The following is a 15,402-nucleotide window of genomic DNA, read 5'->3' as shown; positions in this document are numbered from 1 at the left end:
TCGATTGTTGTTACTTTTGTTATAAAAGCGAATTGACTTCGCAAATATTGTTTGGGTTTGATACCAAGTATCAAACCGCCCTACACATATTTGGTTTGTCGAAACAATGTTCAGTTTTCAAAGGTCTACCTGATTGCTTGCCTGAACAAGCAACTCATAAAGCATATCATTCTATTGGTTTGCTGTCAACAACTAAATTCAATCTTTTAAATTGGTCTAGTCGTTATTTCGTAACAGCAACGTATACAACTATACCAACCAGCGTCTAAATCGTCAACTAAAAAATGACAATTAAACAATCTTTTTTTAAAGGCGAACCGCACAAGAAAAGCGTCTGAAATTGCACCGTAAAAGCCGCACAATTTCAGACGCTATATCAGTTGTTGTCCGTCGTCATTTTGTCCGTCGTCGCAAGATCGGGGCAACACCGACAACAAATCCGGCCGCAACGATGAAATCAACAATCGCACACAGTAAGAATAAAAACTTAAATGACGTGAACTGACCAATCACAACGCCCCCAAGAACAGGGCCTAAAGCCTTCCCAAGCGATGAGAAAGAATTAACCAGTCCTTGGTACTTTCCTTCATTTCCCACGGTGTACGCGTTAATCAACGCCGGAACCCCCGGTACATAGACAGCTTCCCCCACCGTTAAAAGGGTCATCGCCATAAAGAGTACCACGATGCCAGAAGTTGTCGTCATTAATAGAAAAGAAAAGGCAATCGCGAGGAGTCCAAATAGAATCTGCCACGGAATAATCCGTACGTGACTGGCCTTGGTCATCAGTGCCTGTACAATGATCAAAAGAATCCCATTGTAGACCCAAAGATAACTGTAGAGCTTAATCCCTAATCCTTCATTTTGAATGTAGACCGAGACGTTACTCATCCACTGGGCGTAGGTAATCCACATGAAGACCAACGTTAAGAGAATAATCACAAGACTCGCCACGGGGAGTTTCCTACTATTAATTACCGTGGTCTGTTGTGTCGAAGTTACAACGGCTTCATCCGTACCACTGGCTTCGAATTCAGCAGCCTTCCAACGCCAGAGGGCAAAAGCCCCAAGATAGCAAACAATCAGCAGGGTGAAGATTGGTCGTAGACTGTGATGGAAAAGAACCCCGATGCTGGCGGTTCCGACGACAAGCCCGACATTAATGAATATATATAGTAGATTAAAGAGTTTACTGTCATTATGACTGAGCTGTGCCGTAAGTGCCGTAATCAGAGTTAACATGCCCCCCGTGAGGAGCCCAAAAACAATCAAAACAATTGGATAGGCAATAATCCCATTCCAGATAAACCCGAAGCCAGCATCAATCACCAATGCTGCGAGCATGCCCAACCCAACCGTTTTTGCCGAGTAGCGATCCGAGAGGACCCCACCTAGATACCCCCCTAAGACATTGCACCCAGAATAAGCTGCTAAAATCAGTCCACTCTGAACTAAGTCTAAATGGAGATTCCCATGAAGATAGATGGTCGTTAACGGCCACATCACACTGTACGCTGTGTTCACCAAGAACCCCAGCACCAGTAACGGCCACATTCTACGAATCGTTTTTAACATATGTCGTTTCCCGCCCTTCAATACTAAGTCCATTCTATCATCACCCGTCACTGACCGAAACACCTGAATCGATCATTTACCCCCCCCCGTTGCTCACCTGATCTCTCCGTGGCTTTATTACAAAGTTTCTAATAATTCGAGCTATACATAAATTGTTCCAGACCAATTTGCTAATTCGGCTTACAAAAGCCGTCAAAGTCATGTTTGCCATACTAGCACCCCAAAGATATTTATACATTTTTCTAAATAAAATTAACTTTTTTAGCGATTTCCCTTGCTTATTTGGTCGAAATAAATTAGATTTAAGTTAGATTTGGATTTGATTTACCGAATCAATACTTATTAGGAGGCCACATATATGAGCAATAATCATACAAACAGTTCCACGCAACCCGACTTAAACGATCAAATGCAGGTTCGGCGGGACAAAATGAACAAGCTCAGTGAACAAGGCATCGCGCCATTTGGACACCGGTTTGACAGGACCGATACTAGCAAGACACTTAACGACAAGTACGGTCAAAATACTAAAGAAGAGTTGGCCGAAGATAAGCATAATGTGACTCTTGCTGGGCGGGTAACCGCTAAGCGTGGTAGTGGGAAGGCCGGATTCGTCGATATTCTCGACCGTTTCGGTACTATCCAAGGCTACGCACGGCAAGATGAACTCGGTGAATCTGCCTACGACTTATATACTTCTTTGGACTTAGGTGACTTTATTGGTATTCACGGTTACGTTATCAAGACGGATACCGATGAATTAACGATTCGAATTACGCAACTTGAATTCTTATCAAAGGCGTTACGTCCGTTACCTGACAAGTTCCACGGTTTAACGAACCAGGAATCTATCTACCGTAAGAGATACTTGGACTTAATCGCTAACCGCGATAGCTTTAACCGCTTTATGCAGGTTACCCAGATCAAGCGCGCTGTGCGTGAATACCTGGATAACCAAGGTTACATTGAAGTCGACACGCCTGTCTTACAGACGCAAGCCGGTGGTGCGGAAGCACGGCCATTCATCACTTCTTCTAACGCTCTCGACATTCCTTTATATCTCCGGATTGCCACGGAGCTTTACCTGAAGCGCTTAATTGTCGGTGGATTCGAAAAGGTTTACGAATTAGGCAAGGACTTCCGGAACGAAGGGATTGACACCCGTCATAACCCTGAATTCAACATGATCGAAGTTTATACCGCGTATACGGACTATAACGACGTCATGGACTTAACGGAAAACATTTTCCGTTACACGGCTCGTAAGCTTCACGGCGATGGCCACATCACTTACCAAGGCACCCCTATTGACCTGGAATCTCCATACAAGCGGATTCACATGGTTGATGCTGTTAAGGAAGTTACTGGTATCGACTTCTGGAAGAAGATGTCCGTTGAAGATGCTCGTAAGTTAGCTGACGAAAATGATGTTGAATACGAAGACTACTGGACTGTTGGTCACTTCATCAACGCCTTCTTCGAAGACAAGGTTCAAGATACCTTGATCGACCCAACCTTCATTTACGGTCACCCAGTTGAAATCTCACCATTAGCTAAGAAGAACCCTAAGGATGGTCGTTTCACTGACCGTTTCGAGTTATACATTAATGGTAATGAATATGGGAACGCCTTTACCGAATTAAACGACCCTGTCGACCAACGTCAACGTTTCGAAGCACAAGATGCTGAACGTGATGCCGGTAACGAAGAAGCCCATGGGATTGACGAAGATTACCTGGAAGCCATGGAATATGGTATGCCACCTACTGGTGGACTTGGAATCGGGATTGACCGGATGACCATGCTGTTAACGGATGCACCTTCAATTCGTGACGTCATGCTATTCCCAACGATGCGTCCTAACGAGTAATCTTTGAAAAGAGGCAATTGCATGAAAGCATTCCAACTGATTGCGTTACTACAAGAACATGATTTGTACCAAAGTAATTCGCTTAAATCAGACGACGTTTCTTTCGAATCATTAGCTTATGATTCTCGCAACGTCAGTGAGAATGGTCTCTTCATCTGCAAAGGCAAGAACTTTTCAGTTGATTACCTAAAGCAAGCCATTGCTAATGGGGCCACTAGTTATCTCGCTGAAACTGATTATAGTGACGTGGTTTCCGTTCCGGGGATTATCGTCAGCGACGTGCGTAAGGCTATGTCCTTGGCCGCTCAACTATTCTTCGGTTTTCCCCAAAATGAATTATTTCTGATTGGGTACACGGGAACCAAGGGTAAAACCACTTCCACTTACTTCACTCACAATATCCTTGAACATGCTCATCCAGGTGAGGTTGCCATGTTCTCGACTATCGACCGGATTGTTGGTCAGGGTGCTAAGAACCAATTCAAAGCCCACTTGACCACCGCAGAATCTTTCGATCTATTCAAGGAAATGCGAGAAGCCGTGGATAACGGTGCGAAGTACCTGGTGATGGAAGTTGCCTCCCAGGCTTACCTCCTTGATCGGGTTTACGGTTTACAATTTGATGTGGGTATCTTCTTAGATATCACACCAGACCATATCGGCATTAACGAACATCCTGACTTTGCAAACTACTTGTTCTGCAAACAGCAGTTACTGCTGAACTCCCGTAATGTGGTGATTAACGCCGACACCGACCACTTCGATGAAGTCCTCGCTGCCTCGCAAGTCTCCACCGCTCCCGATCACATCTTCACCTATGGAATGAACTCAGATTCAGCCAGTGTGTCGATCACTGATAACCAAGCTAGTTTGACGGCAAGTACCTTCAAATTAGTCGTTAATAGCGACAACCCCACACTCGCTAGTCTTGCACAAACGTACAATGTCTCCGTTCCTGGTGACTTTAACCAAGGTAATGCCTCCGCAGCCATTTTAGCCACTGCAATTGCAGGTGCTTCCGCTGAGGACATGCAATATGGCTTGGCTAATACTAAGGTTCCTGGCCGTATGCAATTTACTCGGACCAAGAATCACGGAACCATCTATGTGGACTATGCTCACGATTGGGGCAGTATGAATGCATTACTTGGCTTTCTGAGCACTCAGTTCCCTGATCAACGGGTTATTGCCGTTCTCGGCAGTACCGGTGATAAGGGTGAAGACCGGCGAGAAGGTTTCGCCCGTGCCTTGAACGATTTCGCTGATGTCGCCTACCTGACGGCTGATGATCCGGGTCACGAAGACCCCATCAAGATTGCCGAGGAAATCGACAGTCACATCGACCACTCAAAGGTAGCCACCACTATCGTTCCTAAGCGTGAAGACGCTATTCGCCAAGCGATTACCGGCGCATCCAATACGGATCTCGTCGTTCTGGCTGGTAAAGGTGAGGACAAGTATCAAAAGGTGAACGGTGTAGATACACCTTATCCTTCCGATCCTGTCGTTGCCGCTAACGTCTTAGAATCGCTAGCTGACGAAGCCTAAAGTTTCTAGGATAAATAGGTCACAATCAAACGTAAATAGCACGACAGATGATAAAAATCACCTGTCGTGCTATTTTTTTGCTATTCTAACGGAACAAAATCCGTACCGCCCGATCGATCTGCTTCGAAGCCACCCTTTGTCTAGACAATCATCACCTGCCCCACTGTCCAAACAAAATAAAAAAGCCATCAGCTCGCTCACGCGAACCGACGACTTTTTCTAGGCAACTAATAATTAGTTAGCTTCAGCTTCAGTAGCAGCTTCTTTGTTGGCCTTTTCAATTTCCTTTTGGTCTAAGTCAAACTTAGGCGAAACGAAACCGTACATAGTCCAACCGAAGAAGGTAACTAATGAACCTAAGACCATGGCTTGCGCACCTGAAGCGTACATTGCGTACAATGAGTAAATTGCGGCAACGACAGCTAAGAAGTTCGTAACCTTGTAGGTCATGTTGTGCTTGCTGATCCCGGCACTTTGTTGAATGGTCTTTGCAGCACCCATTGACAAGATGTAAGGAACCAAGTTGGTGATAACAGCCAAGTTAACTAAAACGTTAAATTGTTTGTTCAAGTCAGGACTGATAGTCATGAATGACAACAGAATTTGAACAATTAACAAGATAGTCATACCGGCAATTGGGGCACCATTCTTGGAAACACGAGAGAAGATTGCTGGGAAGTAACCTTCATCAGCGGATGACTTGAACACTTGGGCGATAGTAAATTGCCAACCCAATAATGACCCAAGACAAGCAAGAACCATGATACCTTCAACGACTTTACCAGCCCAGCCACCGAACATGGTTGAGAAAGTCAAACCGAATGGGGCGTTAGAAGTCAGCAATGCTGAGTTCTTAACAATACCAGCCATAACGTTAGTGGACAGGATGTAAATAATCCCGGCACCAATCGTCCCAGCCATAACGGCGATAGGAACGTTCTTACGTGGGTTTTCAACGGCATCCATGTTGGCAACCGCAGATTCAAGTCCTAAGAAAGCCCATAACGTAATTGGAATTGATGAAGCAATTCCGTCGAAGAATCCAACATTGTGTGGATTCCATGAAGCAGCGTACAGTGATGGTGAGAACCAGAACCAGCCTAATACGGCCAAGATAACAACTGGGAGAATAACACCCCAGACAGTTACGGAACCAATCCGACCAGTCAACTTAGAACCACCGAAGTTAAGCAAGGTCGTAATGATAACCGTTCCGATAACCCAGAAAGTAACTTCGATTGGCTTCAGTGTAATGTCCAGGAACACCGTCAAATAACCAACGGCGGAAACCGCGATGGCCACGTTGGCGATAACCAGTGATAACCCATAAGTAAAGTTACTCATGAAACTACCGTCTTTACCATATGAGTATTCGGCGTATCCACCCATACCACCGGACTTTGTACTAAACATACCGTTTCTGGCGAAAACCCATGCCAGACAGAGGGCCCCACCTAAAGTTACAATCCAAGAGAGAACGGACATCGTCCCAACTTGTGCTAACTTAGATGGCAACATAATAATCCCGGAACCAAGCATGTTAACAGCCGTAATGATGGTCAGCTGCATAACACCCATTTTCGTACTATTTTCTGCCATTTTTCTAACCTCAATTGAATAAAATTTTGAAACGAACAATTGCTAGAATGCCGGCCCAAAAAGGACCGACATTCATTAGTATAAATCTAGAATCTCATAAAGTCTAGGTTATTTTGCGGCATCCTTGTCATAAACGTAACCGTAAGCCTTAACGCGACCGTCTTCTTGAGGTTCCATGTAGACACCTTGGATTTCAGGGTCAAATCCAGGGAAGTTGTTGATACCTTCTTGAAGAATCGTGAAGTAAGTTGCGGCTTCCTTGTTCCAAACTTCACCTGGGGCAACACATAAGATACCAGGAGGATATGGAAGTGCACCTTCAAGAGCAGTTTCACCAACGATCTTGTCCAATGGTACTAACTTAGCATTGTTAGCAACTAATGCCTTGTCAGCATCGTATGGGGTCATGCTTGGCTTTGGCCAAGTCTTTTCCCGGAACAATGCACGTTGATATGCCTTGGCATTTGACTTCTTGTAGAAGTCATGAATTTCTTGGCAAAGTTGACGGATCGTGTAACCACGGTACCGGTCAATGTTTTCAGCGTAAATCTTAGGTAAGACATCGCTCAATGGGGCATCTTCCTTGATCAACTTTTCAAGTTGAAGAATGAAGTTAACCAAGTTGTCCAACTTAGCCTTAGTTTCAGCAGGCGTGAGTAAGAACAAGATTGAGTTCAAGTCAGACTTTTCAGGGATAATCCCATGTTCACGCAAGTAGCTGGAAATCAGCGTTGCGGGAACACCGAAGTCTTCATATTCACCGGTTTCCATGTTGATACCTGGTGTCTTCAACATGAACTTCAGTGGGTCAACGAAGTACTGGTTGTCAGCATAGCCGGCAAATGAGTGCCACTTTTCACCCTTACTGAAGCGCCAGTAGTCGATGTCGTTAGCAATCGTGTCCGTATCAACGTCTTCCCACTTCTTACCATGAACAGTGGTAGGAATGAATGGCGTGAACATCGTGGATTCCTTAAGCATCCGCTTACGAGCTTCGATACCCAACTTAACCGTGTCGATCCACATCTTGGCACCGGCAGGGCCTTCCATCATCTTGGCGTTAACGTCAAGTGTGGAGTAGATTGGGTAGAATGGTGAAGTAGACGTGTACTTCATGTAGGCGTTGTTAAACCGTTTGTGGTCAATGTAACGCTTCTGACCCTTAATGTGCTTATCTTTCTTGTGAATCTGGGAAGCTTGTGACAAACCACCCATTTGCTTGTGGACAGATTGGGTAACGAAGATACCTGGATCTTCTGGTCCCAAGTCATCAATCAGCAATGGTGAGCTATCCTTCATCATAGGAATGAATTGTTCGTAACCAACCCATGCAGAGTCAAAGAGGATGTAGTCACAAAGACGACCGATCCGCTTGATAACTTGACGTGCGTTGTAGATACTCCCATCGTAAGTCCCTAATTCGATGATAGCTAATCGGAATGGACGCTTTTCCTTAGCTTTTTCTGGATCCACCTTAGCAGCTTGTGCACGGATGTAATCTTCATTGAAAGCAGCATCGTCGATACCACCGATGAAACCGAATGGGTTCCGTTCAGTTTCGAGGTAAACTGGTAAACCACCAGCTTGTACCAAGGCAGCGTTGTAGTTAGACTTGTGGTTGTTCCGGTCGAACAATACCAAGTCGCCTGGCTTAACAGCTGCAATATCAACAATTGCGTTAGAAGTGGTCGTCCCATTCATAACGAAGTAAGTCTTGTCAGCGTTGAAGACACGTGCGGCATGCTTTTCACCATCAAGGGCAGCACCACCGTGGGTCAACAAGTCACCAACTTCGACGTCAGAACTACTTACGTCAGAACGGAATAAGTTTTCTCCGTAGAAGTTGTACAGTGCACGACCAGCTGGGTGACGTAAGAAGAATTGTCCACCGTGGTGACCTGGCGTATCAAAGTTCAGGTTACCTTCTTCAACGTAATGTACCATTTCCTTGAAGAATGGAGGAATCATTTTATCTTCATACGTAGCGGCAGCTGTTTCAATTTCACTGTCGTAGATGTTACGGTAACTCTCGTCATTGTTGTCCAAGAAATGGAAGACCATTTCACGAACGCTTGCATCGAGAGCTGCAGAGTCAGCAGTTAACATAAATACAGGAATATCAAATTTCGTTGCATTAATTAACTTTACGCTGGCAATATCTTCGTCAGAATCAGTGACGACGGCAGCAGCAATATCGGTGAAGTCAGTCTTACCTGCGAGGTCGACGATCTCACGGTCAGTACTGAAGAATTTAAGAGCTCCTTCAGAGCTAGCTATTTTCAAAGACTCAGCCATTTTCGATAAGTTCCTTTCTATTTCCGAATGAGTTTACTTTTTGCTTGAATCGTAAACGTAACCGTAAGCAACAGTCTTGCCGTCTTCTTGCTTAAAGTAAACACCTTGGATTTCTGGTGCAAAACCAGGGAATTTGTTAATACCTGCTTCAAGAATTGAGAAGTAAGTTTGAGCAACCTTGGTCCACTTTTCACCTGGGGCAACACAGAAGATACCAGGAGGATATGGTAAAGCACCTTCAAGGGCAGTTTCCCCTTCAATATCACTCAACTTAACTAACTTAGCATTGTTGTGTAACAATTCAACGTTAGCATCGTATGGCGTCATTGCTTGTTCTGGGAAGTAGTCAGCTAAGAACATCTTCTTTTGGTATTCCTTAGCATTGTTACCCTTGTAGAAGTCATGTAATTCTTGGCAAAGTTGCTTGATAGTGTAGCCGGCGTAACGGTCTTTGTTACGTGCGTACAGACGAGGCAATACCTTAGATAATGGGGCATCAGCCTTGATCAAGCTTTCGAAGTTAACAATTTGGGTTACCAAGTTGTTCATCTTAGCTGGCGTTTCGGCAGGAGTCATCAAGAATAAGATAGAGTTCAAGTCATTCTTTTCTGGGATGATTCCGTGTTCACGCAAGTAGTTAGCTAAGATAACGGCTGGAACACCGAAGTCTTCGTATTCACCGGTTTCAACGTTGATACCAGGAGTCGTTAACAAGAACTTGTTAGGGTCAACGAAGTATTGGTTGTCTTCGTAGCCGTCAAATCCATGCCACTTAGCACCCTTTTCAAAGCGCCAGTAGTCGATGTCGTTAACGATCTTTTCAGTGTCAGCATCTTCCCAGTTCTTACCATTAACAACTGGTGGAACGAATGGACGAATCATGGTTGCGTTCTTTAACAGACTCTTACGAGCGTTAACGGAAGTTACCAATGCATCATGCCATAACTTCTTACCAGCTTCGCCTTCTTGCATCTTGGCGTTAACGTCAAGCGTAGCGAATAATGGGTAGAATGGTGAAGTAGAAGCATATTGGTTGTAAGCGTTGTTGAACCGTTTGTGGTCGATGTAACGCTTCTGACCCTTAATGTGCTTATCCTTCTTGTGGATTTGTGATGCTTGTGAGAACCCAGCTTGTTGCTTGTGGGTTGATTGCGTTACTAAGATACCTGGATCTTCTGGTCCGAGGTCTAACAGTAATGGAGAACTGTCTTTCATCATAGGAATGAATTGTTCGTATCCAACCCATGCAGAGTCGAAGAGGATGTAGTCACAAAGGTGACCAATCTTGTCAACAACTTGACGTGCGTTGTAGATAGTCCCATCGTAAGTCCCTAATTGGATAACAGCTAAACGGAATGGGCGCTTTTGCTTGGCCTTTTCTGGGTCAACCTTAGCAGCTTGCTTCCGGATGTAGTCTTCATCGAAGTCACGGGCATAAATCCCACCGATGAATCCGTAAGGGTCACGGGAAGTTTCTAAGTAAACTGGACGGCCACCATCTTTAACGAGGGCAGCGTTGTAAATGGACTTGTGGTTGTTCCGGTCGAACAGAACCAAGTCACCGGGAGCAACAGCAGCACCAACAGCGATGTTGTTAGAAGTTGAAGTCCCATTCATTACGAAGTATGTCTTGTCAGCGTTGAAGACTTGTGCGGCATGCTTTTCAGCATCCATAGCTGGACCTTCGTGAATTAACAAGTCACCTAAGTCAACATCGGCGTTACAGATGTCGGCACGGAAGACGTTTTCACCGAAGAAGTTGTAGAATTCGCGACCAGCTGGGTGCTTAGCGAAGTATTGCCCACCTTGGTGTCCTGGACAGTCGAACTGGATGTTACCCCGTTCAACATATGACTTAAGGGCTTTGAAGAATGGTGGTAATACACTATCTTCGTACTTTGCGGCAGCCGATTCAATTTCACGATCAACCAATTTACCATCTGACTTACTGTTTAAGTCAACAATGTGGTAAATCTTTGCCATCAAATCGCCCTGGATCTTTGAACTGTCTTTACTGAGAACAAAGACTGGCACACCAAACTTTGTTTCGTCAACAGCATTGATAGGATCAAGTTGATCATCCATTACAACAACCGCTGCAGAATCAACGAAGTCAGTGTCGTTAGCATCGACGATTTCACGAGTAGTGGTGAAATACTGCCGAGCTTCCTCAGTAGACGCAATCTTTAAATTATCCATGAGAGCCTCCTTATAAAATTTACAATTTTTACCACGGCTTCCGGATGAGGGAGTCGAAGTAAGACTTACACTCTTATTTTTACTACATTTTGAAAGCGCTGACAAGGGGGTCTTTCATTTCAAACCACCCTTTGACCCTCATTAGAGGATGATGGGAATTTTCGTTTTATCAATAAATATACTCATCCATTGGATTGATTACCCACTCACTAAGCCAGACCAATTCGCCTTAAAGCCGCATGGCGCCGCCATCTTTGATTAGCGAAACTTTTCACGAGCACAACTAATAATATTCACTTTAAATGTATATTTCCGTTCAAAAAACGTTAAATTTAGCGTCTGCTTTTCATTCAAAAATAATTTTTACTTTTTTTTACTAACCCCACCAAAAATCGAATTTTGTGGTCACTTCACACCGACTAAAGATCGGCCCATAGCCTAGAACGTATCTGTTTTCAATAGTTTATAGTCTCTTTTGACTTTGTTTTCGTGAGCCGTTTTCATTTCTTTAAAATGGGAACGTTTGAGGTGGCAACCGGTTGCTTTATTAAGCGTTTTCATTTTCATTCATGCTTTTTTAATTTTCTATGCATAAAAAACAAAAAAGATCACCCTAAACCGGGTGATCCTGAGACATTTTAGATATGTTTGACACTTGAACGTTTGACCAGTCCAATCGGCAAGTTCAACGTTTCTCGCGGCGTCTGTGGCTTTTGATTCAGCTCTTCTAACTTATCAAAGGCTGCCCGACCAATATCGGATGCCGGAATCAGCACCGACGATAACTGCGGGTGCGTATAATTATCCAACTCAGAGTTGCCCACACCCAGTAATGACTGGGTATCCGGTACCCGCTGCCCCTTGGAGGCCAGGCCCCGCATCATCCCAATCGCAATCTCATCCGCAGCCGTAAAAACCGCCGTGTAGTCTTGTAGATTGGTGTTTTTAGCAAAGCGGTAGCTCTCACTGAGGGAGGGCACAATGCGGAAGATGTCTTGTTCCTCCAGTTGGAGGTGGTATTCTGCAAGTCCTTCGCGAAACCCAGCAACGATCTCTGAATTCGCGTGATTCTCTTGGGGCACGACCACCGCTATCTTCCGATGACCATTGGCCAATAGGTATTCTGCAGACAAGATCCCAACCTCATGCAGATCGACCCAAACATCCGAATCACTAGCTGCCGCATGACTGTTAACGATCACATAGGGCACTTTGAAGGCGGCAGAGAGCTCCCGAAGGATCTTCGTTGGAACTATGGGCTCACAAAGAATTAGGGCATCAATAGGCTCTCTGAATAATCCCTTCAAGTCTCGCAGATTATCCTCGTAGGTGTTCCCCACTTCATAGAGCGAGACAATAACCTCTGTCCCCGCTGATTCGCGAATACCCGTAATGACATCCTGATAAAAAAATTGATTAAACGCTGTCATAACAACACCGAGCCGGTAAATTTTCTTGGCATATCGCGGCACAACTGGACGCTTTTCAATATGATAACCGAGTTCATCGCGCAACTGAAAAACCCGCGAACAGGTTTCCTGACTGAACCGCTCACCTTTACCATTAAGAATCAACGACACGGTTGTTGGTGAGATACCCGCTGCCTTAGCTATGTCAGTGATTGTGACCTTTTTGACCATAAAACCACACCTCGCCAAATAGTTATTATAAGTTAATCATAAACTAATCTGTCGCTAGGTAAAAGTTTTTTGTGATTTTACCTGCAAATTCACGGTTGGTTATCAATGGCCTAATGCTTGCGCCGACGCCGGCGCCGCTGTTTTCGACTATATTTAATTTGCTTAACGGGTTTTGTCCGTTTTAACTGCCGATCCGCCGTAAATAGCGCACGACTAATCGCTGGATGAGCGCGCAAATAGGTCTGCGTAAAGTGATCAACAGCTGTGTGATCTTGAGTATCGATGCCGGCTTGTTCCATCGCTTCGGTTAACCCCTCGTAGAATTTCTCTAATTCCGGATTGTACATCGTCACCAGTGCCTCATGCTGTTTGAGCACCCAATCCTGCAATGCGGCGGCATGGGTTAATTGATTGGTTTGCTCAAGATAGGTAAAGAGCGTCGTCAGAGCAAAAGGCACTAACTGAAAGAGACCCGAAACCCGGTCTTTTTCATCCAGTAGATGCGTGAATGGGCCAAACATAATGCCGCTCAACGTGTCGACGTCCCAATCCTTCGGTGCCAACTTTCTCCCGGTAATCATAAGTTCCGCGGTAGTATGAATAATCGTCACAAAGTGATGTTGATCGGCGATCGTCAGATTCATCACTTCGGGTTGCTCAAACATAGCTTGAACCCACTGCTTCACCTGTTGGACAACGCCATCGTAATCTGCCTCTTCTTGTGCAGTCTCCGCGTGCTTGGCCACCAATGCTGGGCGTGCCGCCTTCAGTGCCGCGATTAAGGGCTTTACCTGATGACCTTGGGCCTCAAAGTAAGCGATCATCACAGGAACGACGGCAACATAGTAAACGTGTGGCTGGTCAACTAAACTTGGGAGCGCTGCTAACGTCCCTGCTACCTGCCGAGGTGTCCAGACCCCCTGGTTAAGATCCACCGTCTCACGGGCTGCCAACACATCCGTCAGAATCGTTTCGGCATACTTTTGTTGGTTGGCTGATAGCCTCTTAAATTGCGTGGTGGTCAGAAAATCTGCCACTGTCAGAGTGTCAACCGCTTCATCTGTTTGTTCCATTACAACTAATCCCCTATCTTGTAAACTCCTCCTCATTATAAGAAAAGTCTTTAAGAAAATGCAAATCCTCATCTCATTCCAGTCCTCCGCCAAGACAAAAGCGGCAAAGTCGGTTATATTTAAGTTTCGGAAACTCATCGGAAAAGGAGAATTCATACACATGGCAGAAGAAGTTGTCATCGTCAGCGCCGTTCGGACGCCCATCGGTAAATTTGGTCGGAACTTCCGGTCAGTCTCTGCCGTCACCTTGGGAACCATCGCCGCAAAGGCCGCTATCAAGCGTAGTGGTCTTGAACCTAACATGATTCAACAAACGATTTTTGGCACCGTCCTCCAGGCCGGCCAGGGGCAAAACGTCGCCCGTCAGATTGAATTGAATGCCGGCCTCCCCGCTAGTAGCACCGCCATGACTGTCAATCAGGTCTGTGGTTCCAGTCTGAAGGCGATACGCTTGGGACAAGGCGCCATCCTCATGGGTGACGCGGATGCCGTACTGGTTGGCGGGACCGAGAGTATGAGTCGCGCACCTTATCTCAGTCATCATGCTCGCTGGGGTCGCAAGTTTGGCGACCTCACACTCACGGATAGTCTCGCTAAAGATGGCTTAACTGACGCTTTTAGCCAAGTCCCTATGGGGATTACAGCCGAAAATGTTGCCGAAAAGTTCAACGTCAGCCGTGCTGATCAGGATGCCTTTGCGTTACGTTCCCAACAAAAAGCCACGCAAGCGCAAGCTGCCCACCGATTCGACGCTGAGATTGTACCCGTACCTGTAGCTGGCAAAACCATCACGCAGGACGAGGCCGTCCGCGCCACCACCTCACGCGATCAGCTTGAAGCCTTAAAGCCCGCCTTCAAAACCAACGGGACTGTCACTGCGGGAAATGCCGCCGGCCTTAACGATGGGGCCGCCGCTATGGTCTTGATGCGTAAGTCCACGGCCATCGCCGCTGGTATTCCCTACCTCGCCACGCTGAGTGGTTATCAGGAGAGTGGTATCGATCCTCAGATCATGGGGTATGCTCCGGTCACCGCCATTCAAAAGGTTCTCCGGGATCACCAGCTAACGGTAGCCGATATCGACCGCTTCGAAATTAACGAAGCCTTTGCCGCCCAATCAGTCGCGATTACTCGGGATCTTCAGATTCCCGCAGATCGTTTGAACGTCAATGGTGGTAGCATTGCCTTAGGACATCCCCTGGGTGCTTCCGGAACCCGTATCGTGGTTACGCTACTTCACGAACTCCTGAGAACCCAAACCCACCGTGGCCTAGCCGCCATGTGCATCGGCGGTGGCATGGGGATGACCCTGTTAGTCGAACGCTAACCCGAGAAGTCTGGTATAATGCGGTTAATAACTTTGAAATGAGTGAGGTGCACCATGCTGACAGCAGATTTTGATGTCAAAATGAAATTATTAATTTTGGCGAGTTTGGGCCTAATCATTCTCTGTGGCGCCCTAGTCACCGTAACCCGTCGCCATACAGCTTATCGGCGTCACCTGCCCGGCGTGATCGGCGCAATGGTGGTTCTCGTCTTCGTCCTGATCTCACTACTCATGATTCACTATTAACCTAAGCTTAACGACAACAGGTTCCAACAA

General features: G+C 45.9%; 10 protein-coding genes. 4 read left to right on the top strand and 6 right to left on the bottom strand.

Going from position 1 to position 15,402, the window contains the following annotated elements; all coding sequences use genetic code 11:
* Nucleotides 1-393: 393 nt before the first annotated feature.
* Nucleotides 394-1,575 (bottom strand): MFS transporter, encoded by a 1,182-nt coding sequence (locus EKM71_RS09685; RefSeq protein ID WP_125574412.1) that lies wholly within the window; start codon nt 1,573-1,575, stop codon nt 394-396.
* 358 nt (nt 1,576-1,933) lie between these two features.
* Between EKM71_RS09685 and lysS the strand changes: the two genes are divergently transcribed.
* Both lysS and EKM71_RS09675 read left to right on the top strand, forming a co-directional pair.
* Complete coding sequence (lysS, locus tag EKM71_RS09680; RefSeq protein ID WP_125574411.1) at nt 1,934-3,445, top strand: lysine--tRNA ligase; 1,512 nt, start codon at nt 1,934-1,936, stop codon at nt 3,443-3,445.
* 21 nt (nt 3,446-3,466) lie between these two features.
* On the top strand, nt 3,467-4,993 hold the full coding sequence (locus EKM71_RS09675; protein ID WP_125574410.1) for a UDP-N-acetylmuramoyl-L-alanyl-D-glutamate--2,6-diaminopimelate ligase: 1,527 nt from the start codon (nt 3,467-3,469) through the stop codon (nt 4,991-4,993).
* 234 nt (nt 4,994-5,227) lie between these two features.
* Here EKM71_RS09675 and potE read toward each other — a convergent pair whose 3' ends face one another.
* From potE to EKM71_RS09650, 5 genes are all read right to left on the bottom strand, one after another.
* A complete protein-coding gene (gene potE / locus EKM71_RS09670) occupies nt 5,228-6,592 on the bottom strand; it encodes a putrescine-ornithine antiporter (protein WP_125574409.1) in 1,365 nt (454 codons plus the stop codon).
* A 108-nt stretch (nt 6,593-6,700) separates the two neighbouring features.
* On the bottom strand, nt 6,701-8,887 hold the full coding sequence (speC, locus tag EKM71_RS09665; protein ID WP_125574408.1) for an ornithine decarboxylase: 2,187 nt from the start codon (nt 8,885-8,887) through the stop codon (nt 6,701-6,703).
* A 33-nt stretch (nt 8,888-8,920) separates the two neighbouring features.
* On the bottom strand, nt 8,921-11,086 hold the full coding sequence (gene speC / locus EKM71_RS09660; protein WP_125574407.1) for an ornithine decarboxylase: 2,166 nt from the start codon (nt 11,084-11,086) through the stop codon (nt 8,921-8,923).
* Between the two features lie 638 nt (nt 11,087-11,724).
* Entirely contained in the window at nt 11,725-12,726 is a 1,002-nt protein-coding gene (locus tag EKM71_RS09655) for a LacI family DNA-binding transcriptional regulator (protein ID WP_125574406.1), read from the bottom strand.
* A 110-nt stretch (nt 12,727-12,836) separates the two neighbouring features.
* Complete coding sequence (locus EKM71_RS09650; RefSeq protein WP_125574405.1) at nt 12,837-13,799, bottom strand: hypothetical protein; 963 nt, start codon at nt 13,797-13,799, stop codon at nt 12,837-12,839.
* 160 nt (nt 13,800-13,959) lie between these two features.
* Between EKM71_RS09650 and EKM71_RS09645 the strand changes: the two genes are divergently transcribed.
* Both EKM71_RS09645 and EKM71_RS09640 read left to right on the top strand, forming a co-directional pair.
* Complete coding sequence (locus EKM71_RS09645) at nt 13,960-15,126, top strand: thiolase family protein (RefSeq protein ID WP_125574404.1); 1,167 nt, start codon at nt 13,960-13,962, stop codon at nt 15,124-15,126.
* A 54-nt stretch (nt 15,127-15,180) separates the two neighbouring features.
* The gene (locus tag EKM71_RS09640) at nt 15,181-15,372 is read left to right on the top strand and encodes a hypothetical protein (RefSeq protein WP_125574403.1); all 192 of its coding nucleotides are present in this window, start codon (nt 15,181-15,183) and stop codon (nt 15,370-15,372) included.
* Nucleotides 15,373-15,402 lie beyond the last annotated feature (30 nt).

The sequence above is a fragment of the Levilactobacillus huananensis genome (assembly GCF_003946145.1).
In the GTDB taxonomy this organism is placed as follows: Bacteria; Bacillota; Bacilli; order Lactobacillales; family Lactobacillaceae; genus Levilactobacillus; species Levilactobacillus huananensis.
Note: the sequence above shows the minus strand (reverse complement) of the source record. Positions and strands in the feature narration are given on the sequence as shown.